Below are 24,513 nucleotides of genomic sequence, written 5' to 3' on the forward strand. Positions count from 1 at the left end.
AAAGGAGGCCTTGATTCGTGGACATATTGCCCACACTACTCGATTTACTGCTCGTTGTTTTTCTGATTTTCATGAATGGGTTCTTCGTCGCGGCAGAGTTCTGCTGTGTCAAAATCCGTCCGTCACGTCTGGAGACCCTGATCGCCGAGGGTGTCAGCCGCGCGAAATACGCCAAACAGCTGACCGATCATCTCGATTCCTCGCTGTCTGTGACACAGCTTGGCATCACGCTTGCTTCACTTGGCCTCGGCTGGGTGGGTGAGCCGGCGATTGCCGTGCTGATCCTGCCTGTCACGCAGAGCGTCGGACTCCCTGATGAGGTCGGGCACACGGTCGCGCTCGCGATCGCCTTTACCCTCATCACCTCGCTCCACATCGTGCTCGGCGAGCTGACGCCGAAGTCGATGGCGATTGCCAACGTGGAGCGCATCCTTCTCGCGATTTCCTTTCCCATGGTACTTTTTGGCCGCGTGATGCGCCCCTTTGTCTGGGTGCTCAACACGGTGGCCAATCATATCAGCCGCAAGCTCGGCTACGAGGCCAAAGGCGAAAACGAGGATGCCCATACGGAGGAGGAGATTCGCCTCCTGATGAAGGAGAGTTATCGTCAGGGACTCATCAACAGCACGGAGGCGGACTTTGTTGACAAGGTGTTCTCCTTTACGGAACTGAATGCACGTGAAATCATGGTGCCGCGCACGGATATGATCTGTCTCTATCTGGATGACTCGCCCGCGGAGCGCATCAAGACCATCCTCGAGGAGCAGCAGACACGCTACCCGGTCTGCTATGAGGATAAAGATCATATCATCGGATTTATTCATGTCAAGGATCTCTTGGCACCGCTCATGCGCGGTGAGCAGCTGAACCTGCGCCGCTATATTCGCAAGGCGCTCATCGTGCCAGAGAGCATGGACGGGAGTATCCTTCTGCGCACGATGCAGGAGCAGGGCTCGCAGCTTGCCATCGTGGTCGATGAGTATGGCGGGACGGCGGGTATGGTGACCGTCGAGGATATCATCGAGCAGATTGTCGGCGACATCCGTGATGAATTCGATGTCGAGCGTGAGAGTGTCGAGTGGCGTGATCTCGATATCTGCTCCATCGATGCGAAGCTGCTCCTTGAGGAGGTCAACGATCTTCTCGGCATACGCATCGAGGACGAGGATGTGGACAGCATCGGCGGCTGGCTGTATGACCAGCTCGGTGAGGCACCGCGCGTCGGGCAAATGGCGGCACACGAGGGTGCACTGCTCTATGTGGAGGAGGTAGACGGCATCCGCATCACGCGCGTACTCGTTCGCCTTTCCCATACGATGCTTGTGGTGCAGGAGCTGCCGGCCGCACATGGAGGAAAATGACAGTGGCGTTTGACCGTGCACAGTATGATGGGATTGTCAATGCCTTTACGATTGACGCAGAGGAACTGCGTGAAGTGGCGGCAGATTTTCGGCAGGATATGCGGCTTGGGCTCATGGGCTCCCCTGACTCCTCCCTGCGGATGCTGCCGTCCTATCTTGGACTGCCGACAGGAGAGGAGCGCGGCGACTATCTCGCACTGGACTTCGGCGGGACCAATGTGCGCGTTGTGCTCTACCGTCTCCTGGGAAATGGAAAGTACGACGTCCTTTCCCAGGCGGCAAAACCCCTGAAGGTGGACGGCATCTATGACTTCATCGGTCCAGAGGCGACGGGGAAGGAGATGTTCGATTTCATCGCGGCACTCGTTGATGAGACGGTCGGCGGCGATCACGAGACGCCGTATTTGCTTGGGCATACCTTCTCCTTTCCGTCGCGGCAGACGAACATCAACGATGCACGCCTCGTCATCTGGACAAAGGGGTTCGCGGCGCGCGGCGTGGAGGGCGAGGCGGTCAACGATCTTCTATGGGAGGCACTCGTGCGGCAGGGGCTGACGAACGTCACGCCGATCGCCGTCATCAACGATACGGTCGCTGTCCTGCTCGCCGCCGCCTACGTAAAGGGTGATACCGCCATCGGCGCAGTCTATGCGGCGGGGTACAACACGTGCTATTTGGAACCATATACAGGGACGGCACAGCCGCCGATGATCCTCAATATGGAGTCGGGAGGCTTCCGCAAGCTTGTGCCGAACCGCTTTGACGCAGCACTTGATGCGGCATCGGAAAAGCCCGGCGAGCAGCGCCTTGAGAAGATGGCTGCCGGACGCTGCATGGGCGTGCTTTTTGCCATGGCTCTCGCGGAGCTCTTGGGCGAGGAGGGATGCACGTATGGCTTTACCAGCATCGACCTCAGTCGGATGCTGGCAGATACGGGCGGGGAGACTGCCACTGCCCTTGTTCGTACGCGGACGGGAGTGGAGCTCTCCGTGCAGGATGCCGTATGCGTGCGTGACCTTGCACATGCCGTCGTTGCCCGTTCTGTGCGGCTCATCGCAGCGACATTCGTCGGAACGCTGTGGCAGATCACGGGAAGCGGAGAAATGCGTCCGCAGCACATTGCCGTGGATGGCTCGATATATGAGAAGATGCCGCTCGTGCAGCAGAACATGATGCGCGCCTTCTCCGAGCTTCTCGGTGAGGACGCAGCAAAGGCAGACACCTTCCTCTCGTGCGGCGGCTCGGGACTCGGCGCGGCACTCGCGGCGGCGATGACGGAGCACGGAGAGAAGAGATAACAAGATATTTGTCATCACGTGTTAGTTTTGGCAAATTGCAAGTTTAATTGTCGCGAGGTCCCGTTAAACTTTTAGCGAGTTATATCATCGCAGCATACATATCATTTGCTGACTTATATCCGAAAATTTTGCGCGGATAGTTGTTAACCCAATCTTCGATCCGCTGCAGTTCCTTCGGCTTCAATTTGCTGAAGTCCGTTCCCTTGGGAAGAAACCTGCGCAGCATCCGATTTCCGTTTTCGTTGCTTCCACGCTCCCAGCTGCTGTACGGATGCGCGTAATATACCTCGCCGCATTTGGCGGCACGCTTCATTCCTTCGCCATCCAAAAACTCTGACCCGTTGTCTGCCGTGATACTCTTGAATACGTGCGTAAAGTCTCCTTTGACGCGCCGCTGCAACCGACGAAGTGCTTGCAGCACCTCTTTTTGGCTCTTGTTCTTTATCAGAACATAGAGTGATTTCCTCGTCTGCCGTTCGACCAATGTTAAAATTACCGGCTTTGTCCCTTTGCGACCGACGACCAAGTCAATCTCCCAATGTCCGAACTCCTCTCTCCGATTCACCGGCTCAGGGCGCTCGTCGATGCTTTTCCCGTCCCGGTTATTCCACGCAACGCCGCGCCTGCTGTTTTCTGTCTGTTTGTCTCGATTCTTTTTGCAGAGGAGGTCGTCGTTTGTGAGTTCGAGAAACAGCTGCTGATCGATATAGTTATACAGGGTCTTGACACAAATGCGGACATCATAGCTCCAGCCGCGTTGACAGAGCTCACCGATAACTGCCGCAGGAGACCATTTTTCTGTTTTGATCTTATGTTCAATGTGTCGAGCAAGCGCGTGGTCTTTATCGATTTTCAGCCCCCGCCCTTTACGAGCAGCGTTTTCCTCGTGTCGTCTTTGTGCTACATCGGCAAGATACACCCACTGCACCTGCAGGTCTCCGCAGGTCTTGATATTCTTTGTCGCAGGTTTGAGCTGTGCTGTCATTCCAAGACGCCGCTCCCTCTCAATCGTACGCTTGGAGCAGCCAATGTACGCGGCGATTTCCTGCGGCTTTAACCCGGCCTGGAAATAGGCTTCGATTTTGTACCGATCCCGCTCCGTCAGCTGTTTCCATTTCCCTGTTTTTGTAGTACAATGATTCTGTTCCATTTTGCAGTCTCACTTTCAGTTTCTTTTTGTGTTGTGACTAAAAGTTTAACTGAACCGTTTGCAAAATGGAACTTTTTGCGTCAATTTATTTTACAACTTACGCAATACAGCAATATCATCAAAATATTAGCGAGGTTCATTGTGAAATGAAATTGGACACATAAAAAAGCAGAACATACAGAATCAATCCGGTAAAATATCTTTGCACAAACACTACCAGGAGGTTCTGTATGTCCCACACTCATTCTACCACAAAACGCCGCACATTCAAGCACTTAAACGCCTATCAGCGCGGGCAGATCGAAGCGATGCTGCGTCTCGGTGTCCCCAAGGTGAAAATCGCCAAAGACCTTGGCATCGCCCGCTCCACCTTGTACGAGGAAATAAAGCGCGGCACGGTAGCGCAGAAGCGTTCCGATTGGACGTACTATGAGCAGTATTTTGCACAGTCCGGTCAAATGCGCTATGAGCGCAATCGTGAGAACTCCGGAAAACCGTCCAAATTTAATGCTGCACAGGACTTCATCCGGTATGTAGAAAACGCCATTCTCAAAGACAAACACTCTCCTGATGCAATCTGCGGGCGTGCCAAGCGTATGAATCTGTTCGAGGTGTCTGTCTGCACAAAGACCATCTACAACTACATTGCGATGGGGCTGCTCAAGGTCAAAAACATCGACCTGCGACAGAAGGTACGCCGTCGTAAGCGCAAAGAGAAAAAGAACCATGACGACGGCAGGACGCTCGGTGAGAGTATTGACCGCCGTGACCCTCTTGTTGACGAACGCTCCACCTTTGGAAATTGGGAACTTGACACCATCGTCGGGAAAAAGGGAACGGATCCTGTTCTGCTTGCCGCAGATGAACGTAAGAAGCGAAAGAGACACCTTATAAAGATTCGTGCAAAGACCGCAGAGGCGGTTGCCGAGGGGATTGCCAAACTAAGAGAGCTCTATGGGGCACAATTTTCACAGGTATTTCGTACGATCACCTGCGACAATGGGAGCGAGTTCGCTCGTCTGCAAGAAGCTGTTCCAGAGGCGAAGGTGTACTATGCTCATCCTTACGCACCTTGGGAACGTGGAACGAACGAGAAGCAGAATGCCCTCGTTCGGTATTTCATTCCGAAGGGCATGGATATGACGAACTTGAGCGAGGAAGAAGTGCAGCGCGTAGAGGGTTGGATCAATTCACTGCCACGTAAAATTCTAGGTTATGAGACGCCACAAGAGCGCTTCGATGCCGCGCTAAAAAATCTTCACCCATAATTTTTGATTCTGTTATGCTCTACTGTCCGATTTGATATTGCAATTTAGGCGTGTTAGTTTTTATGCGATTTGTAAAAATTCTTCTTGCGTATTTTTTAGAGATGTGATAAAATTATAGCAATTAAGAAAAGGGAGTATTCTTGACAACAAAATAGTTTAATTACTGAAGTATGTAGACGAATTCGGTATTATGAGATAAGGTGCAAGCCTGTCTCTTAATACCGTTTTTTATTTGTCGGGAGACCGTAGGGTTGCGTGCTCCCATCGGAAAGGAGGGAAAAATATGAAAGTGACCATCACCTTGGAAAATGCCTCCGGTCTCCACGCCCGTCCGGCTGTATTGATTGCCGAAAAAGCATCGAAGTTTCACGCGGACATCCTTCTTCATGCGAACGGCAAGACGGCAAAGGCGACGGATGTGCTACAGATCATGGGTCTTGGCATCACATGTGGTACTGAAGTCACGGTTGAGGCTTCCGGCGAAGAGGAAAACGCAGCAGTATACACCTTGGCCGGAATGATGGCTGCGAAGGAGATTTATCAGTGAGAACTGACAAATCGGGTAAAAAGAATCTGATATCGAGGTGACAATCATGGAGTTTTTGAATCAAATTTTGGCGTTGGGACCGACTGTCATGATGCCCGTGATCTTCTTTATCTTGGGGATCTGTTTCCGATTGTCCGTCGGCAGAGCCTTTGAAGCGGGCATGTTAGTCGGCGTGGGCTTCACTGGTATTAACCTGATTGTATCCATGCTTCTGAACAGTCTGGGACCTGCATCGGAGGACATGGTCGAACGGTTTGGTGCGAGTCTGACAGTCATCGATGCCGGATGGGCGACGAGCGCCGCGATCGGATGGTCTTCGCCTCTGATCCCGATGGTCGTTCCGGGCGCTATTATTTTGAACATGGTGCTACTAGCGTTGAAGAGAACGCAGATCTTAAACATTGATATTTTCAACTATTGGCTGATTCTTCTGCCGGGCTCCATGGTCTACTATGAAACGGGAAGTCTGGCTCTAGGAACGGCAGCTGCCCTGACGCTCTATCTGATTGCTTTTATCATTGCGGATAAAACAGCTCCGGCAATTCAGAAAATGTACAACATCAAGGGCGTTGCCTTCGTTCATGCCACCTGCGGCATCTATGTTCCCATCGGAATTTTGGTCAACGCTGTTATTGAACGGATACCGGGGCTCAACAAGATCAATCTGAGTCCGGAGGGCGTCATCCAAAAACTCGGCGTTCTCGGAAAACCGATCACGCTCGCCACGATTCTCGGCGCGGGCATGGGCATTCTTGCCGGCTGGGGCATCGGACAGTGCGCATTCCTTGCGGTTCAAGTGGCTGCCGTCATGATCCTGTTGCCGAAGATGGTCGAGATCACCGTGGAGGGTGTTATGATCGTACGGGATCAGGCGGAGACGGTGTTGAAGAAGATTTTCCCCGGACGGGAATTCAACATTGGCATGGATACGGCGCTCCTGATCGGTGAGCCGTGCATTATCGCGACGGGGCTGCTGCTCATTCCTGCGGCGCTTTTTATCTCGATCATTCTGCCGGGAAATCGTATGCTGCCGTTTGTCGATCTTGCATCCATCGTGTTCGTTATCTCCATGGTGGCACCGTTTTGCAAGCGCAATATGTTCCGCATCTTTATCACGGGACTTTTTATTGTGACGATTGCGCTCTATGCGGGCAGTAATCTGTCGGGCATCTATGGTGTGGCGGCAGATCAGGCGAATGTGAGGCTGCCGAGCAATGTAACGTCAACGGAGCTGGGCAATCTGGTATCGTCCTACAACACGCCCGCAGGATGGGCGCTGGTCAAGTTGGGCGAGTTGATCGGGAAATAAAGGAGATGTTGAGTCTATGAAACTCATTGGGATTGGCGACCTCTTAATACCGGCGTCGTATATAGAATCAGGTTTCTCGGGCTATCGAGAGAAGGGTGTACAGATCGAGGTCGTTGACTGGCCGCTGAAGGACTATGAGGAGCTGCAGGGAATCAATCTGCAGGTGGAAACGCATGGCAGCGAGGTCTATGATGTGCCAGATGCGCTCATCGAGAAGCTGCGCGACGCGGAGATTCTCATTACGCAGTTCTGTCCGATTACAAAGAAGGTTCTCGATGCCTGTACGAAGCTCCGGTTCATCGGCGTTCTGCGCGGCGGCTATGAAAATGTAAATGTATTATATGCGGCGCAGAAAGGCATCACCGTTTACCATACGCCGGGGCGCAATGCGACCGCTGTCGCCGATTTCACCGTCGGCATGATTCTGAGCGAGTGCCGCAATATTGCGCGAGCCCATGCAAATCTGAAGGAGGGGCGTTGGGTTCGCGACTATGCGAACGCCGCGACGGTTCCCGATCTGGAGGACAAGACGATCGGCATCATCGGCATGGGGCAGATTGGCCGAAAGGTTGCAAAGAGGCTGTATGGCTTCGATGTGCATCTGCTCGGTTACGATCCGTATGCGGACAAATTGCCGGACTATGTTGCGCGCGTTTCACTGGATGAGCTGCTGGAAAAGTCGGATTTTGTGACCATACATGGCCGCCTCACCGACGAAACAAAGGGGATGATGAACGCGCGCGCCTTCTCCCTGATGAGGCCAACGGCATATTTCATCAACACGGCGCGCGCCGGACTCGTTGACGAAGCGGCTCTGTATGCGGCGCTGAAGGAGAGGCGGATTCAGGGCGCGGCGCTCGATGTCTTTGAGCATGAGCCGCTCCCAAGCGATGATCCCCTCGTCGGCCTTGACAATGTTACCATCACGCCGCATTTGGCGGGAGGCACGGTGGATGCCTTCCTGCATTCGCCCGTATTGCTCGCGCGTGAGATGGAGGGTGCACTCTCCGGCGATCTGACATCGCGCTGCATTGTGCAGCAGAAATGAGGTGTACTATGGATTTCGGATTACAGGGTAGGAATGCGCTCGTAATCGGAGGTACGAAGGGGCTCGGGCGGGCGACATGCGAGCTCTTTGCACAGGAGGGGACGAATGTCATCGCAGTCAGTCGACATGGGGATGACTGCGCCGCACTCGCATCTGAACTGCAAGACAGATACGGAATACGAGCCGCAGGAATTGCCTGTGATCTGAGCGGTAGCGACCGCAGCAATGTTGTGCGTGAGGCGCTTGCGGCATTCGGCTCGCTGGATATACTCGTCAATGCCGCAGGAATCTGGCCGCAGGCCTATGTTCTCGATATGGAGGAGGAGGCCTTTCGGCACACCATAGAGGTCAATTTGATTAGTCCATTCGTCCTGTGCCGTGATTTTGCGAGGTATCTGACGGCGCAGAAGAAGCCGGGGAAAATCGTGAATGTCGTATCGCAGGCAGCGTTCGCCGGGTCGACCACGGGACACGCGCACTATGCAGCGTCCAAAGGAGGTCTGGTATCCTTCACAGTGTCGCTTGCCCGCGAGCTTGCGTCGCATGGCATCAACGTCAATGCGGTTGCGCCCGGGATCATGGATACGCCCATGATTCACGAGGCGCTGAAAACGCGTAGAGAGTATTACTGCAAGCGAATTCCGCTGGGAAGAGTCGCAGAGCCGGAGGAGGTTGCGTACAGCATCCTGTTCCTGTGCTCGAACAAAGCGGATTATCTGACAGGAATCACGTTGGACGCTACAGGCGGTATGCTGATGCGGTAGATGATCGAAAGGAGGGGTTGTCATGGCAAAGTATTTAATCGGAATCGACGCCGGAAACACATCGAGCAAGGCGGTCATTTTTGACGAGGCAGGAAAGGTGGTCGCTTCGTCGTCGACAAAAAGTTCTGAGCGTATGCATCTGGCCCCGCGCGGCAGAGGATTTGAGGAATTCGACGTCGATGAGCTCTGGCGCATGGTATCTCAGTGTATTAAGCGGGCGATTGAGAAGGCGGGCGTTTCGGCAGAGGATATCGCCGGGATAGGAATTACTTCTTTTGGCAACGGCATTGTATTTCTCGATGAAAAAGGCTGGTCGATCGCACCGGGATGCTTCTCGCAGGACTATCGTGCCAACGATATCCTCGCACTGTATCAGCGGGAGGGAACCTATGAGAAGATCAACCGCATGGTGCACGGAACCTTATTTGCGGGAGAGCCGGGGCCGATCCTGCGTTGGTACAAAGAGCACGAGCGCGCCGTTTATGACAGAATCGGCAGCGTACTGATGTTCAAGGACTATCTGATGTACCGCCTGTCCGGCAAGTTCGCTACGGATCTCAACATCATCGGCGGCTCATTCATGGTCGATATGGATACGATGGAGTACTCGGAAGAACTGATGGAGCTCTACGGTATTCCGGAGATGTTTGATAAACTGCCGACACTGTATTCAAGTCCCGAGCAGATTGTCGGCACTGTGACGGAGGAGGCCGCCGAGCTGACCGGACTCAAAGCGGGAACGCCGATCGCCGCAGGCATGATGGATATTCTGGCAAGTCTTGTCGGAGCAGGTGCAACGGGAGAGGGCGTGATTACATCCATTGCCGGCTCGTGGTGTATCAACGAAACGCATTCAAGTCGCGTCATACCGAATGCATCGAGCAATATGCCCTACATTCACAAGAACGAATATCTGAACTGCTCGTATACGGGGGCATCTGCGACGAACTATGAATGGTTCCATCATGTGCTCGGGGATAAGGCGAGGCTGACAGCCGTCTATGAGCAGCGCGACTATTATGACGTGCTGAACGAGTGGATTCGGAAGGCGGAGCCGACGATGGACACGCCGTATTTCCAGCCGTTTGTTGCATCGCCCAGCATTCACGTGAATGCGCGTGCGGGATTCAGTAATGTCAATACGCATACGTCCTACGGCGAACTGTGCTATGCGGTGGTCGAGGGAATTGCGTTCATTCACAAACATCACATTGACTTCCTCATTGCTGCCGGTTTGCCTGCAACTCTCATCCGATTGACGGGAGGAATGGCAAAAAGCCCTGTGTGGACGCAGATCTTTGCCGATACGATGGGGCTTCCTGTCGAAATCGTGGAATGCGACGAAACGGGGGCGCATGGCGTTGCCATCGTGGCCGGCATCGGCGCAGGCGTCTACAAGAGCTATGAAGAAGCCTTCGCCCGTTCGGTCAAGCTGAAGCCGCCGGTCGTTCCAAATCCGGAAAAAGCGGCATTCTATCAAAAAAGGTATGCGGAGTGGCAGCGCTTGAACCGTCATTTACTGCAATATTGGGGTGAACAGCAGGATGGCTAGGTCATTTGTGCTGATCCCGTCCGTGCGGGACATACGGAATCTGGATAAGGCGCTGAAGTCGGGGCGGGACGAGATTCTGCTGAGTACGGTATCTCATATCGGTAACCTCGCCGAGCTGACGACACTATGCCATAAACACGGAAAGGAAGTTGTTGTCAACCATGAGCTCATCGGCGGCCTCGCGACGGATACGATCGCCTTTGAGATGCTGAAGAAGGCCTATAAGGTGGATGCCGTCATCGGCTCGAATGTATATCAGGTCAGTAGAGCAAAGGCTGTCGGCATAAAGACCATTTGGCGGATTGCACTTCTGGACTCTCTGTCTTTGGAGATGGCTTTCCGCTCCATTGAAGTGACAAAGCCCGATGCCATCGAGCTCAGACCTGCAGTCTGTGCATACGATTTCATTGACGAGTTTCGAAAGGCGTTTTCCGGCAAGATTTTTGCGAGTGGGTTCGTCAATCGGGCTGATTTTGCACAGAGGCTTTATCAGCGAGGGTTCGACGGCATTATGACGAGTACGCAGGCGATGTGGGATTGGAATGCAGATGACTGAAGCGGGGCAAGAGGAGGATCTATATGTCTTTGGTAAACATGAAGAAAATGCTGGCAGATGCGCGAACGGGCAAATATGCCGTCGGCGCGTTTGATGTGAGCAACCTTGATATGGCAATGGCTGTCACTGAGGCCGCAGAAGAAAAGAAATCGCCGGTCATTCTGATGGGTCTGACCGTCGATCTTGCGGGGGGGCGGCTTCCCTACTGGCTCGGCTATCTGCGGAGAATTGCAGAAAACGCATCGGTGCCCGTCGCCATCCATCTTGACCATGCGGTAGATATTCCGTTCATCAAACAGTGCATTGACGGCGGCTTTTCCTCGGTAATGTTTGACGGCTCTGTGCTTCCTCTGGAGGAAAACGTTCAGAAGACAAGCGAAGTAGTCGCCTATGCGCATCGCTTTGATGTGACGGTGGAGGCAGAGCTTGGACATGTGGGGGACGGTATTGTCGGCAGCAGCGAGATCGGCGCCGCGAAAAAGGACACGTTCGACAATCCCGACGATTATCTGACGCAGCCCGGCGAGCTGGCGGATTTCATTGACCGTACGCAGGTGGACTGCATCGCCGTCGCTGTGGGAACTGCGCACGGACTCTATGTGCATAAGCCAAAGATTCACTTTGAGCGCCTGCAGGAACTCAATGCAATATCGACTGTACCCATGGTTATGCACGGAGGTTCGGGAACGCCGGACGAGCTGATTCGCAAATCTGTCGCAAATGGTATATGCAAGCTGAACATCTTCTCCGAGATGCTGACGGCGTTCAACGGCACGCTCAAGGAGGAACTGCAGACCGCAGAGCATCTGGCGATTTGGCCACATCAGCTTTATCAGAAACCGCTCGCCGCATTGCAGGAGGTCGTGCGCCAGAAGATTGATCTGGTCGGCTCGGCAGGAAAGGCTTGAGAGCACGCGGAGGACACTGCCACAATATTGGCAGGGAGCCTGTCAGAAATCGGGGGTGTCGATTATGAAGAAAACAAAGATTCTTTGCGTTGCGGACGGCGGTATTACCGTGGAGATGATGGAAGAGCTGCGCGCATTGGAAGCGTATGGAGCGGAGCTCACCATTGTCGAGGATAGAGATATGTATGCGATGGGGCCGATTACAGATCGCATGACGCTCATCGAGCATAAGGGGATCGATGCCGCTCCCACCTGCGACGCTCTGTTGGAAAACTGTGCAGATAAGGATATTCTGGTCGTGCACGTCGCGTCCATCAACAAGGAGGTGATTGCAAAGGCGAAGAATCTCAAGGTGGCCGCTGTTCTGCGTGGCGGGTATGAGAATGCCGACGTTCCTCTGCTTACAGAGAAGGGGGTAAAGCTCATCAATGCGCCGTGGCGCAGCGCGAATGCGGTCGCCGATTTCACCGTCGGCATGATGATTGCGGAGAACAAGAATATTGCGCGCAGTCATCATCTGCTCATGGAAGGAAAATGGTGCAAGAAGTACGATAACCAGAGCTACATTCACGATATGCGCAAGATGACGGTCGGGATTATCGGCTTTGGCTATATCGGTCAGCGCGTGCGAATGCGCCTGCAGGGATTTGAATGCAGGGTGATTGTTCATGACCCGTATGCTGATCCGAAGAAGTTTGCCGACCATAATGTTGAATTTGTATCATTGGATGAGTTGTTGCGGCAGTCAGATATAGTGACGCTTCATCTGAGGCTCTCGGAAAAGACGGAGCACTTCATCGGCAAGGATGAACTGTCCAAGATGAAGACGACGGCATACCTCATCAATACGGCGCGTGCTGGTCTGGTCGATACGACGGCTCTGGCAGAGGCGTTGAGGGATCATGTAATCGGCGGCGCGGCGATCGACGTATATGATGAAGAGCCTCTGGCTAAAGACCACCCGTATTTGCAGCTCTCCAACATTACGCTTACAAGTCATCTCGCAGGGACCTCCTGCGATACGATGATGACCTCTGTGGAGATCGGATTGGAAGATCTGAAACGGTATCTGACCGGAGAAGAGATGGTGAATATCCGCAATTAAGGCATCCCGACTACTGCCGATAAGCAAGATATGTTTATCGGCAGTAGTTTTGTGTTTTACTGAATTTATGTAGAGTCTTTTGGTGGTGAAAACGCCTGCGTCCGATACATTTCGCTTGCCACTGCTGGGCTCTCTGTGCTATGATAACAAAATACAAATATTGGAAGGAAGGGGCTTTTTCTTGCTCACACTTTTAATGGTACTTGATGCAATTGTTGCGATCATTCTCATTGCGTCTGTGCTCGGACAGGAGGCAAAGTCTGCCGGTATGGGCGGACTGGACGGCGGCGAGGATACGGTGTTTTCGGGCAAGGCGCGCGGCATGGATGCGCTGCTCGCACGCGTGACGGTCGTGTTTGCCATTCTGTTCGGGGTGATTACGATCATCATTGCGCGGATGTCGAGTTAGGGAATCGCTGATCAGATGAAGTCCGCCAGGTTGGCGTAGATTTTCCGTCGGCGTACGGGAAAAAGATCCATCAAGACGGTGGTGCTGAATTTATCGTGTTCTCTGACCATATCAGTGAATGAACCCTGCTGCCGCTCTGCGGGGCAGGGCTTTATTTTGGGATGCATGGAATCATTTTGTGAAAGGGGGATACGTCATGCATTTACTGGGCGCAGAGCCTTTTTTTCTGCCGGGCGGACGGCATGGGGTCCTCCTCATTCACGGATTCACTGGGCTTCCCGCTGAGCTGCGACTCATGGGGGAGTACCTTCATGCGCGCGGCTTTACGGTGCTCGCCATACGACTTGCGGGGCACGGGACAACCGCAGAGGATCTCAGCCGTACGGAGCATGAGGACTGGATGGACTCTGTGCGTGACGGCTACGCGATTCTGCGTGGTGCGTGTGACGACATCGCCGTCGTGGGGCACTCGATGGGGGCGATCTTTGCCCTGCTGCTTTCGGTCGAGGCGGAGGTCACCTGTGTTGTGAGCCTCGGTGCGCCACTGATCATTGCGCGTGAGCAGGGGATCGAGCATCTGCCGACGCGCGCGGCGAGCGTCGGTCGCTATGTGCCGAAGGCGCGCCGCAAACTGGAGAACGTCCCGCAGGGAGCGAACAACACCTATCGGCGTATGCCGCTCGTCTCCGTCCATGAGATGATGGATGTGATCGCCGCTGCCCGCAGCGAGCTGGGCAAGGTGCGCACGCCGCTCCTGATCGTCCACGGAGCGCGTGACCATACGGCGGATCCAAAGAGTGCCGAGGAGCTGCGCGCACACGTGGCAAGCACGGACTGTGAGACGGTGATTCTCCCTGATGCGGGGCATCTGCTTCCGCTCGACGAGGGGGTCAGGGAGCGCGTATTTGAGCACACGGCAGATTTTTTGGAGAAGGCTGTGCAGGGAAGAAGATCGTAGAAACGAAAAAAGAGGAAAATATGGAACAGGAACAAATGGATACGCTCAAGGAGAGGGTCTACGCCTTTATGCGGGAGGACGCCTATCGCCCGCTGCCTGAGGCGGAGCTGCGTACGGGGCTGGGGCTCCCGGAGAGCGAAGGGAAGGAGCTCTCCGATGCTCTTGCCGCGCTTGAGGCCGAGGGTGCGGTCATCCGCAACCGCAGCGGCCTTTACGGGCTGCCGAGCCGCATGAATCTCGTGGTGGGGCGGCTCTCCATGTCGCCGAAGGGGTTCGGCTTCATTATCCCCGATGTGCGTGAGACGGAGGAGGAGACGGATGTCTTTGTCCCCGGCAGTGCGATGGGGACGGCGATGCACGGCGACCGTGTGGTCGCACGCGTCACGCCGTCCGAGCAGCCTGGACGCGCGCGCGAGGGGGAGATCATCCGCATCCTCGAGCGCGTCAATACGCATATCGTCGGCACATTCGAGCGCAGCAAGGCGTTCGGGTTCGTCACGCCCGACAGCACGAAGATCGGGCGCGATGTCTTTGTGCTGAAAAAGGACTTCGGCGGGGCAAAGACGGGCAGCAAGGTCGTCGTCGAGATCACGAAGTGGCCCGAGCAGCGCAGGAGCGCCGAGGGGCGCGTCGTCGAGGTGCTCGGAAAGACGGGCGACCCCGGCGTGGACGTACTCGCCGTCATGCGCGCCTACGATCTCGATGAGAAGTTCCCGCCCGATGTTGCAGAGGCGGCAGCGCGCTGCCCGAAGGATCCGCTTCCCGAGGAGTATGCAGGGCGGCGTGATCGGCGTGATTTCCCCATCGTCACGATTGACGGCGAGGATACGAAGGACATTGACGACGGTGTCTACGCCTATGAGAAGGACGGCGTTTTCTTTCTCGGCGTCTATATCGCCGATGTCAGTCACTATGTCCGTGCGGGCGAGCCGCTCGATCGTGAGGCAGCGCGGCGCGGGACGAGCGTCTATCTCGTCGACCGCGTGATTCCGATGCTCCCGAAGGAACTGTCGAACGGAATCTGCAGCCTGAACGAGGGCGTAGATCGTCTCTCGATGGCGTGCGAGATGGAGATCGGCATGGACGGCGAGGTCAAGAACTATGAGATCGTGCCGTGCGTGATCCATGTTGCGCGTCGCCTAACCTATACGCTCGTCAACCGCGTCCTTGCCGGTGATGAGCCGTTCGTCTCGGACAACGGCGACATCCGCCCGATGCTTGAGACGCTTCGCCGTCTGCGCGAGGTGCTGCGTGCCAAGCGTCATCGGCGCGGCTCGATTGACTTTGAGCTGCCCGAGGTCAAGGTAAAGCTCGATGCCGATGGACATCCTGTCGCGCTCGAAAAGCGTACAGGCTCGATTGGCGAGTCCATCATCGAGGAGTGCATGCTCGCGGCAAATGAGACAGTGGCGCGTCACATGGAGCTGAAGGAAGAGCCGTTCGTCTACCGCGTGCATGAGACGCCCACCTCTGAGAAGATCGAGCGTCTGCAGAGTCTCCTCGCCGCGCTCGGCCTGCGCCTCCATGTCGATGAGGACGGCAAGGTGCGCCCCTCCGACATCCAGCAGGTGCTCGACCGCGTTAAGGGACAGCCCGAGGAGCGCATCATCGGGGCGGTCGCCCTGCGTTCGATGCAGCAGGCGCGCTATTCGACGGCGAGCCTTGGGCACTTTGGCCTTGCGGCGCGCTACTATACGCATTTTACCTCGCCGATCCGACGCTATCCCGACCTCCTCGTGCATCGTCTCCTCCGCGAGACGTTTGCCACGGGACATATCGCGGCGGAGAAACGCGAGCGTCTGCGTGCGCTCCTCCCCGAGGCGGCGGAGCACTCCTCAGCGCGTGAGCGCATTGCCATCGAGGCGGAGCGCGAGACGACCGATATGAAAAAGATCGAGTACATGGCGCAGTTCGTAGGCGAGACCTACGAGGGTGTCATCAGCGGCGTGACGGCGTTCGGCATCTTCGTCGAGCTCGAGAATGGCGTCGAGGGGCTGGTCCACGTCTCGACCATGGTCAACGATTACTATACCTACGTCGAGGATCAGTATGCGATGGTGGGCGAGCGCACGGGCACGCGCTACCGCCTCGGCGATACGGTGACCATCATCATCACGCGCGCCGACGTACAGGCGCGGACGCTCGACTTCGTCCTGAAGAACAACGGCGTCTACGACCCGAACGCGGCCGCTCCTGCGAAACGCGGCGCTGCCCCGCGCCCCGCGAAGAAGGATGCGGGGGCAGAGCAGACGCGCAGCCCGCGCCGCAGGAAGGGCGAGCGCCGCGACGTTCCCGCCGCTGCAGCCGGCGAAAGCCATGGCGAACGGCGCAGGAAAACGCGCGGCGCACATGGTACGAGCGGCAGCCACGCCCAGAAGGGCGACCGCGCCGCCCATGCGGCGGCGGAGAGCGTGCCGCGCAAGGCACGGACGGACGGCAAGCCGGCCTCGTGGCGCAGTGAGCGCGGCGGAAAGCCAAACGCAGACCGCCCGCCACGCGGCGGGCGCAGCGAGAGCCGTCGTGACGATGAGCGCAGTGGACGCGACTATCACCGCGTCAAGGTGACGGGGCTCAACAGTGCGGTCTGGCCCGATCCGCCGGGCTATCGCAGCCGGAGTGAGGAGCTGGAGCGGACGGAGAAGCCGCGCCGTGCGCCGCGCCCCGCACGCCGCATGAACCGCAAGACGGAGGGCGGCACGCGAGGCACCGAATGAGGAACATCAATGGGAAAGAAAAACGATGGCGTACGGATCGCCTGTGAGAACCGCAAGGCGCGGCACGACTACTTCATCCACGAGACCTATGAGGCGGGAATGGAGCTGGTCGGTACGGAGGTCAAGTCCCTGCGCGCCGGCAAGGCAAATCTGCGCGACAGCTACGCCTACATCAAGAACGGGGAAGTATTCCTCGACCACATGCACATCAGCCCCTACGATCAGGGCAATCAGTTCAACCATGACCCGTTGCGCGTGCGCCGTCTGCTCATGCACAAGGCGGAGATTCTGAAGCTCTTTGGCAAGACGCAGGAAAAGGGCATGACGCTCATCCCGCTGAAGGTCTATTTCAAGCACGGACGTGCAAAGCTCGAGCTGGCACTCGCGAGCGGCAAGCATAACTACGACAAGCGTCAGTCGTTGAAGGAAAAGGCGGCAAAACGCGAGGTGGAACAGGCACTAAAATCACGTCAGCGCGGATAGCAGTATTTTTGGACGGAGGATTTATGCAGGAAAAGGAAGCATCGCCCGCCCTTCGGCGCGGGCTCAAGAACAGGCATCTCCAGATGATCGCCCTCGGCGGCGCAATCGGTACGGGGCTTTTCTACGGCTCTGTCTCGACGATCGCGCTCGCGGGGCCGGCGGTCATGCTCGCATATCTGCTCGGCGGCATCATGATTTTCTTCATCATGCGGATGCTCGGCGAGATGGCAGTGGATGAACCGGTCTCCGGCTCGTTTAGTCACTATGCGGGAAAGTACTGGGGCGACTTTCCGGGCTTCCTCTCCGGCTGGAACTACTGGTTCAATTACATCATTGTTTCCATGGCGGAGCTGGCGGCGGTCGGCATCTATATGAATTTTTGGCTGCCCGATCTGCCACAGTGGCTCTCTGCGCTCGTCTGTCTCACGGTCATCACCATCCTCAATCTCACGAATGTGCGTGCCTATGGCGAGATGGAGTTCTGGATGGCACTCGTCAAGATTACGGCGATTGTGCTCATGATCGGGCTCGGCGGCTGGCTGCTCGTGACGGGCGCACCGTTCCCCGAGAACATCAGCAACCTCTGGGCGCATGGGGGCTTCCTGCCGAATGGCTGGTGGGGCTTCCTCCTCGCGACGGCGGTCGTCATGTTCTCGTTCGGCGGCATCGAGCTCATCGGCATCACGGCAGGCGAGGCAGAGGATCCCGACCGTACCATCCCGCAGGCGATCAATCAGGTCATCTGGCGTATCCTCATCTTCTACGTCGGTACCATGGCGATCCTCATGGCACTCTGGCCGTGGAACGAGGTCGGCGCGGATGCGAGCCCCTTTGTCCAGATTTTCCGCAACGTCGGCATCCCTGCGGCGGCGCATATCCTGAATTTCGTCGTGCTCACGGCGGCGGTCTCGGTCTACAACTCCGCGATCTACAGCAACAGCCGTATGCTCTACGGACTCGCACAGCGCGGCGATGCACCGCAGGCACTCTGCCAGCTCTCGCACCGCGGGGTGCCCGTGCGCGGCATCCTCATTTCCTCGGGGATGACGCTCATTGTCGTCTTCCTCAACTACTTCTTCCCGGGGGACGCATTTCTCTACCTGATCGCGATTGCGACCTGTGCGGCGGTCATTAGCTGGGCGACCATCGTCGTCACGCATCTGAAATTCCGCAGACAGTGCGCGCGTGAGGGCAAGCCAATCAAATTTCGCACGCCGTTCTATCCATGGATCAACTACCTCTGCCTCATTTTCCTCGCAGGGGTTGTCATCATGATGGCACAGATCCCCGGGATGCAGATTGCCGTGCCGATCCTGCCCGTATGGCTGATCGTGCTCTGGCTCGGCTATCGGTCGAAGCGAAAGAGTGAAAAAGCATAATCGCCTTCCCCGCTATGACGGGGAAGGTGGACCGCGAGCGGTCAACGTCAACCAATCACACGTCGCTAACGCTCGTGTTCTTGGGACGTTTTCGCATACGACCTGTTTCCCAATCAGCTGCGCCCTATGGGCTTGCTTCTTGGACAGGTCAGCAAGCGGTGGAAGGGGCACACAAAAGGCGCTGCACGAAGTCTTTGGCTTCGTGCAGCGCCCTTTTCATGTGGTGCAGTGATTGTGTCGCAGCATCTCTATGTTTTTTGGTGCACATCCATTGTCCGCATCTTTGCGCATTGGTCAGGCGTGAGGGCGATCTTGCCGCGGTCGAGGGAGAGTATCCCCTCTGCACGGAGGCGTTCGACGCTGCGGTTGACCGTCTTCAGGCTCGTACCGATGGCATCGGCGATGTCTTGCCGCCGCATGGGGAGACGCACGGCGGCATCGGTCGCAGGCAGCTGCTTTTGCAGGTAGGCGAGGAGACGCGACTGCACCGTTAGGTATTTGATCTGACCGTATTCGTCCGAGATGGGCCAGGATTTTCGTGCGATCATGCAGGCAACGGAAAACGCTGCTGCCGCGTCGTGCTGGAGCCATGCGCCAAACGCGTCGATACTGATGGCGAGCAGATCGCATACCGTCTCTGCCTCACACGTTGCGGCATAGTACGGCGTACCCGCGAGAGCCTCGTACTCACCGAGGAATGTGGGCGGGTCGGCGATGGCGAACACATAGCGGTCACCGCTTGCGAACTCGTTGATGATGCGCACGCGTCCTGCGAGGAGGATGTAGACCGTGTCGGCATGCGTTCCCTTGCAGCGGATGATCTCGTCGGGCTGGAATGTGAGCGGACGTGCCGTGCGCAGGAGGTGCGGCGGCACTTCGGGAAATGACGGCAAAAGCATGGTGATGCTCCTCTTTGTATGGAAATCGCTGGATGTATCATTTCTCCACTATTTTAACGAAAAAATTTCGTGCTGAAAAGTCACATGTCCTTTTTTTTCGCTTATTTTATTTGATATACTCGGATTAAAGGGGGGATGAGATATGAGTTCGAACAACGTGCCCAATAGGCGCGTGGAGGTGATGGCGGGGCTGACATCGTTCTTTGCCATCTCGTACATCGTCATCGTCAACCCGCTGATCCTCGCGGACGGGGGCATTCCGGCGGAGCTGAGCGTGTTCGCGACGATCTTTGCCTCGGCGATCGGGTGCTTGCTGATGGCCTTCTGGGCGGATGCACCGATCATTCTGACGCCCGGCATGGGGATCAATGCATTCTTTACGTATACCGTCGTGGTGAACATGGGATTCCGCTGGCAGGAGGCCCTTGCCATTTCGCTCGTCTCAGCACTCATCTTCTTTGCGCTAGCGGTGACGCGTGCGGGCAGGATCCTGGCGGATGCCGTGCCGAAATCGCTGAAATACGCTGTGACGGCGGGCATCGGACTGTTCCTCGTGGAGATTGGCCTAGAGAAGGCTGAGCTGATCCGCGCCGGCGAGAACTCGATTCTCGCGCTCGGCGATCTGCGGAATCCTTCTGCGTTGCTCGCGCTCCTCGGCCTCGTGCTGAGTTTGCTGTTTTACCAGCGGCGGGTGAAGGGCGGATTTTTCATCGCCATCCTCATCGTGACAATCATTGCCAATGCGCTCGGTCTGGTTCAAGCCAATACGATTGAGATCAATATGACGCGGCTCGGTGAGTACGGTGCACTGCTCTTTGCAGAGGACTTCTCCTCCATGCTGACCGTTTCGTTCTGGCTCGCGGTCTTCTCGATGACGATGATCCTCGTCTTTGAGTCCATCGGCCTGCTCGAAGGACTGCTGCCCGATACGGCAAAGTTCCGCAATGCGTTCCGCGCCTCGTCCCTGACGGCAGTGCTGTCCTCGGTGCTCGGAACGAGCCCGACCGTCGCTGCCGCAGAGAGTGCGGCGGGCATTGTCGAAGGAGGGCGAAGCGGGCTGACGGCACTCATCGGCGGCGCATTGTTCCTGCTCACACTCGTCTTTATTCCGCTGCTCGCCTACGTTCCACAGGCGACTGTCGCGCCCGTCATCATCATCACGGGTGCACTGATGATGCAGCATCTCGAAAACATCCAGTTTCAGGATTTCTCCGAGTGGTTCCCTGCGTTCCTTATCATTGTGCTCATCCCTCTGACGAACAGCATCTCAACGGGGCTCGCGTTTGGCTTTGCCGCACACCCCATGATGAAAGTGTTCACGGGACGCCGCCATGAGCTAGGAACGCCCTCCTACGTCCTCGGCGTACTGTTTCTCCTGCAGCTCGTCTTTGAGGCAGCACAGTGACATAGACCGCTATGGCGGTTTACGATAAAAATTTTCTATCATGACGAAAGAGAGGTACACATTATGCCAACCCCACACATTGCCGCAGCGAAGGGTGAAATCGCCGAGCGCATTCTCCTGCCGGGCGACCCGCTCCGCGCCAAGTACATCGCCGAGAACTTCCTCGAGGGCGCGAAGGAGTACACGAACATCCGCAATATCCTCGGCTACACCGGCACGTACAAGGGGCATCCCATCTCCGTGCAGGGGACAGGCATGGGGATGCCCTCGATCTCTATCTACGTCAACGAGCTCATCCGTGAGTATGGCTGCAAGACGCTGATTCGTATCGGCAGCTGCGGCGCGTGCCACAAGGATATCCACATCCGCGACGTCCTCATTGCGCAGGCGACGACGACCGACTCCTCCATGCCGCGCAACATCTTCGGCGCTTCGGTCAACTTTGCACCGGTGGCGGATTTTGACCTGCTGCGTCACGCCTATCAGGCAGCGGCGGACAAGGGCATCTCCGTGCGCGTCGGCAACGTGATGTCGCAGGATCGTTTCTACGATGACGAAATGGACATCCAGAAGCTCGCGCGCTACGGCGTCCTCGGCCTCGAGATGGAGGCTGCGGCACTCTACCTCATCGCGGCGAAGTTCGGCGTGCGTGCGCTCGCGCTCTTTACCGTCAGCGACCACCTCGTCAGCGACGAGCCGCCCTCCACGGCGGAGGAACGTCAGACCTCGTTCAGCGAGATGATCGAGATTGCACTGGAGGCGTCCATCGCCTAACGGAGGGAGGAGACAGCAATGGCTGGTATCAAACGCGTATTCATCATTGTGCTCGACAGTTTCGGCATCGGGAATGAGCCGGACGCAGCGGATTTTGGCGACGGGAAATGCAATACGCTCGCGTCGCTGACGACCTCGCCGGAGCTGCACGCGCCGAATCTCACGAAGCTGGGGCTCTTCAATATCGACGGTGTCGGCTGCGGTACGCCGGCAGACAGCCCCATCGGCGCTTTTGCCCGCCTGCGGGAGCTCTCGCGCGGCAAGGATACGACGATCGGACACTGGGAGATCGCGGGCATCGTCTCCGAGCAGCCCATGCCGACCTATCCGAATGGATTCCCGCCCGAGATCCTCGCGCGTCTCTCGGCGGCATGTGATGGAAAGAAGATCCTCTGCAACAAGCCCTACTCCGGCACACAGGTGATCCACGACTATGGGCGCGAGCAGGAGGAGACGGGCGGTCTCATCGTCTACACGTCGGCGGACAGCGTCCTGCAGATCGCGGCGAACGAAGCCGATGTGCCCGTCGAGCGCCTCTATGACTACTGCCGTGCGGCGCGCGAGATCATGCAGGGCGAGCACGGCGTCGGGCGCATCATTGCACGCCCGTATGTCGGCAGCTATCCGAACTACAAGCGCACCGCGCATCGTCATGACTTCTCCCTCGATCCGATGGGCGATACGATGATGGATGCGCTCGTGCGGAAGGGCTATGATGTCATCGGAGTCGGCAAGATCAGTGACATCTTTGCGGGGCGCGGCATCACGCGCAGCACGGGCGTCAACGAGAGCAACGCCGACGGTATGGAAAAGACGCTCCGCATCCAACAGGAGAACTTCACGGGGCTGTGCTTTGTCAACCTCGTCGATTTCGACATGGCGTATGGACATCGGCGCGACATCCCGGGCTATGCGCGGGCGACGACAGAGTTCGACGTGCAGCTCGGCACGTTCATGGAGAATATGCGCGAGGACGATGTGCTGATGATCACAGCGGATCACGGCTGCGACCCGGGCGCACCCGGAACTGACCACACGCGCGAATATGTGCCGCTTCTCGTCTACGGTGCGCGGATCCGCCCGAACACGAACCTCGGGACATATCCGACGTTCGCTATGATCGGCGCGACGGTGGCGGATATGTTCGATGCACCGCTGACGACAAAGGGCGAGAGCCTGCTGCCGCGCATTCTTGCCCGCTGAGGAGGATGTACCCATGCGCATGTATGACCTGATTACGAAGAAGAAGCACGGCGGCAAACTGACTGCCGAGGAACTGCGCTGTATGGTCGAGGGCTATGTCGTGGGGGAGATTCCGGACTACCAGATGTCCGCCATGCTGATGGCGATCTGGTTCAGCGGCATGACGGCGGAGGAGACGACCGCACTGACGATTGCCATGGCAGACTCGGGCGACCGTGTCGATCTTTCGGCGATTGCCGGCAAGAAGGTGGACAAGCACTCGACTGGCGGCGTCGGCGACAAGACGACGCTCATCTGCGCTCCGATTGTCGCCGCCTGCGGGGGACGCGTCGCAAAGATGAGCGGGCGCGGTCTCGGTCATACGGGCGGCACTGTGGACAAGCTGGAGGCAATCCCCGGCTATGAGACGGCGATCTCGCGGGAGAAATTCTTCTCCATCGTGAACGAGTGCGGCGTCTCGGTCATCGGACAGTCGGGCAATCTCGCGCCAGCGGATAAGAAGCTCTACGCATTGCGCGACGTGACGGCGACGGTTGACTCCATCCCGCTGATTGCGTCCTCGATTATGAGTAAGAAACTCGCCGCAGGCTCGGACTGTATTCTGCTCGATGTTAAGACGGGCTCGGGCGCGTTTATGAAGACGCTCGACGATGCCATCGCGCTCGCGCAGACGATGGTCGCCATCGGCGAGGGGGCAGGTCGGCGCACGGTTGCGCTGATCACGGATATGGATACGCCCCTCGGTCACGGCATCGGCAACAGCCTCGAGGTCGCAGAGTCGATGGACGTGCTGTGCGGCAAGGGGCCGCATGATCTGACGGAGGTGTCGCTCCAGCTCGCGGAGAACATGCTTTACCTCGTCGGCAAGGGGACGATCGAGGAATGTCGCCGCATGGCGGAGCAGTCGATTGCGGACAGATCGGCATTCGAGACGTTCTGTACGATGGTGCGGCGGCAGGGCGGCGACGATGCCGTGCTGCGCGACGCATCGAAGTTCCCGCAGGCGGCTGTGCAGATGGAGATTCGCGCGGGGGCGGACGGCTACATCACCGCCATGGATGCGGAGAAAATCGGTGAGACGAGCGTTGTGCTCGGCGCAGGACGTGAGACGAAGGACAGCCCGATCGATTTCGCCGCCGGGCTTATCCTACATAAGAAGTACGGCGATGCAGTGACGTCGGACGATGTCATCGCAACGCTCTATACCGAGAGCGCACAGCGCGGCGACAGCGCGGCACAGCTCTTCCGTGCGGCGATTACCATTGGAAAAGAGGTGCCGCCCAGCCGTCCGCTTGTCTATGCCCGCGTGGAAAAAGACAAGGTCGTACGGTACTAGCCAAAAAATTTTACGGGGGGAAGATTTCGTATGTTTTTCTTCGTCAACCTGCTCGGCCTTGTGGTGTTCCTCGGAATCGGCGTACTC

General features: G+C 56.9%; 22 protein-coding genes. 20 read left to right on the top strand and 2 right to left on the bottom strand.

Going from position 1 to position 24,513, the window contains the following annotated elements:
* Positions 1-17 precede the first annotated feature (17 nt).
* Positions 18-1,361, top strand: a complete 1,344-nt coding sequence (locus AXE86_RS09025; RefSeq protein WP_061946391.1) for a hemolysin family protein — start codon at positions 18-20, stop codon at positions 1,359-1,361.
* Between the two features lie 2 nt (positions 1,362-1,363).
* A complete protein-coding gene (locus AXE86_RS09030; RefSeq protein ID WP_198145313.1) occupies positions 1,364-2,659 on the top strand; it encodes a hexokinase in 1,296 nt (431 codons plus the stop codon).
* A 79-nt stretch (positions 2,660-2,738) separates the two neighbouring features.
* Here AXE86_RS09030 and AXE86_RS09035 read toward each other — a convergent pair whose 3' ends face one another.
* Positions 2,739-3,809 carry an IS30 family transposase gene (locus AXE86_RS09035; protein WP_061946395.1) on the bottom strand — a complete coding sequence of 357 codons (1,071 nt, stop codon included), beginning with the start codon at positions 3,807-3,809 and terminating at the stop codon, positions 2,739-2,741.
* Between the two features lie 230 nt (positions 3,810-4,039).
* On the opposite strand from AXE86_RS09035, the gene AXE86_RS09040 reads away from it, so the two are divergent.
* From AXE86_RS09040 to AXE86_RS09105, 14 genes are all read left to right on the top strand, one after another.
* Entirely contained in the window at positions 4,040-5,077 is a 1,038-nt protein-coding gene (locus tag AXE86_RS09040) for an IS30 family transposase (protein ID WP_061946397.1), read from the top strand.
* Between the two features lie 283 nt (positions 5,078-5,360).
* Positions 5,361-5,624: an HPr family phosphocarrier protein gene (locus AXE86_RS09045; RefSeq protein WP_061946399.1), complete on the top strand. Its 264-nt coding sequence runs from the start codon at positions 5,361-5,363 to the stop codon at positions 5,622-5,624.
* A gap of 46 nt (positions 5,625-5,670) precedes the next feature.
* Positions 5,671-6,933 carry a PTS galactitol transporter subunit IIC gene (locus AXE86_RS09050; RefSeq protein WP_061946401.1) on the top strand — a complete coding sequence of 421 codons (1,263 nt, stop codon included), beginning with the start codon at positions 5,671-5,673 and terminating at the stop codon, positions 6,931-6,933.
* A 16-nt stretch (positions 6,934-6,949) separates the two neighbouring features.
* On the top strand, positions 6,950-7,981 hold the full coding sequence (locus AXE86_RS09055; protein WP_061946404.1) for a 2-hydroxyacid dehydrogenase: 1,032 nt from the start codon (positions 6,950-6,952) through the stop codon (positions 7,979-7,981).
* An 8-nt stretch (positions 7,982-7,989) separates the two neighbouring features.
* Positions 7,990-8,745 (top strand): SDR family NAD(P)-dependent oxidoreductase, encoded by a 756-nt coding sequence (locus AXE86_RS09060; RefSeq protein WP_061946406.1) that lies wholly within the window; start codon positions 7,990-7,992, stop codon positions 8,743-8,745.
* Positions 8,746-8,767: 22 nt separating this feature from the next.
* Complete coding sequence (locus AXE86_RS09065) at positions 8,768-10,297, top strand: FGGY-family carbohydrate kinase (protein ID WP_061946409.1); 1,530 nt, start codon at positions 8,768-8,770, stop codon at positions 10,295-10,297.
* A complete protein-coding gene (locus AXE86_RS09070; protein ID WP_061946411.1) occupies positions 10,290-10,853 on the top strand; it encodes a glycerol-3-phosphate responsive antiterminator in 564 nt (187 codons plus the stop codon). Before AXE86_RS09065 ends, AXE86_RS09070 begins: the two co-directional genes overlap by 8 nt.
* A 23-nt stretch (positions 10,854-10,876) precedes the next feature.
* The gene (locus AXE86_RS09075) at positions 10,877-11,761 is read left to right on the top strand and encodes a class II fructose-bisphosphate aldolase (RefSeq protein ID WP_061946413.1); all 885 of its coding nucleotides are present in this window, start codon (positions 10,877-10,879) and stop codon (positions 11,759-11,761) included.
* A 64-nt stretch (positions 11,762-11,825) separates the two neighbouring features.
* A complete protein-coding gene (locus tag AXE86_RS09080) occupies positions 11,826-12,866 on the top strand; it encodes a 2-hydroxyacid dehydrogenase (protein WP_061946415.1) in 1,041 nt (346 codons plus the stop codon).
* Between the two features lie 196 nt (positions 12,867-13,062).
* A complete protein-coding gene (gene secG / locus AXE86_RS09085; protein ID WP_006691031.1) occupies positions 13,063-13,275 on the top strand; it encodes a preprotein translocase subunit SecG in 213 nt (70 codons plus the stop codon).
* A 196-nt stretch (positions 13,276-13,471) separates the two neighbouring features.
* Positions 13,472-14,233, top strand: coding sequence for an alpha/beta hydrolase (locus AXE86_RS09090; RefSeq protein WP_061946417.1), 762 nt, complete (start codon positions 13,472-13,474; stop codon positions 14,231-14,233).
* Positions 14,234-14,253: 20 nt separating this feature from the next.
* On the top strand, positions 14,254-16,947 hold the full coding sequence (rnr, locus tag AXE86_RS09095) for a ribonuclease R (protein ID WP_061946419.1): 2,694 nt from the start codon (positions 14,254-14,256) through the stop codon (positions 16,945-16,947).
* A gap of 9 nt (positions 16,948-16,956) precedes the next feature.
* Complete coding sequence (gene smpB / locus AXE86_RS09100; protein WP_050341290.1) at positions 16,957-17,430, top strand: SsrA-binding protein SmpB; 474 nt, start codon at positions 16,957-16,959, stop codon at positions 17,428-17,430.
* Between the two features lie 23 nt (positions 17,431-17,453).
* Complete coding sequence (locus AXE86_RS09105; protein ID WP_061946421.1) at positions 17,454-18,809, top strand: amino acid permease; 1,356 nt, start codon at positions 17,454-17,456, stop codon at positions 18,807-18,809.
* A 248-nt stretch (positions 18,810-19,057) separates the two neighbouring features.
* On the opposite strand, the gene AXE86_RS09110 is transcribed toward AXE86_RS09105, so the two are convergent.
* Complete coding sequence (locus tag AXE86_RS09110) at positions 19,058-19,708, bottom strand: Crp/Fnr family transcriptional regulator (RefSeq protein WP_061946422.1); 651 nt, start codon at positions 19,706-19,708, stop codon at positions 19,058-19,060.
* Positions 19,709-19,850: 142 nt separating this feature from the next.
* Here AXE86_RS09110 and AXE86_RS09115 point away from each other — a divergent pair, with 142 nt between their 5' ends.
* The 4 genes from AXE86_RS09115 (at position 19,851) to AXE86_RS09130 (ending at position 24,426) form a co-directional block, all read left to right on the top strand.
* Positions 19,851-21,113: an NCS2 family permease gene (locus tag AXE86_RS09115; protein WP_061946423.1), complete on the top strand. Its 1,263-nt coding sequence runs from the start codon at positions 19,851-19,853 to the stop codon at positions 21,111-21,113.
* A gap of 63 nt (positions 21,114-21,176) precedes the next feature.
* Positions 21,177-21,887: a purine-nucleoside phosphorylase gene (deoD, locus tag AXE86_RS09120; protein ID WP_009754101.1), complete on the top strand. Its 711-nt coding sequence runs from the start codon at positions 21,177-21,179 to the stop codon at positions 21,885-21,887.
* An 18-nt stretch (positions 21,888-21,905) separates the two neighbouring features.
* Positions 21,906-23,090: a phosphopentomutase gene (locus tag AXE86_RS09125; RefSeq protein WP_061946424.1), complete on the top strand. Its 1,185-nt coding sequence runs from the start codon at positions 21,906-21,908 to the stop codon at positions 23,088-23,090.
* A 13-nt stretch (positions 23,091-23,103) separates the two neighbouring features.
* On the top strand, positions 23,104-24,426 hold the full coding sequence (locus AXE86_RS09130; protein ID WP_061946425.1) for a pyrimidine-nucleoside phosphorylase: 1,323 nt from the start codon (positions 23,104-23,106) through the stop codon (positions 24,424-24,426).
* The last annotated feature ends 87 nt before the right edge of the window (positions 24,427-24,513 follow it).

The organism is Selenomonas sp. oral taxon 136, assembly GCF_001554015.1.
GTDB classification, from domain to species: domain Bacteria; phylum Bacillota; class Negativicutes; order Selenomonadales; family Selenomonadaceae; genus Centipeda; species Centipeda felix.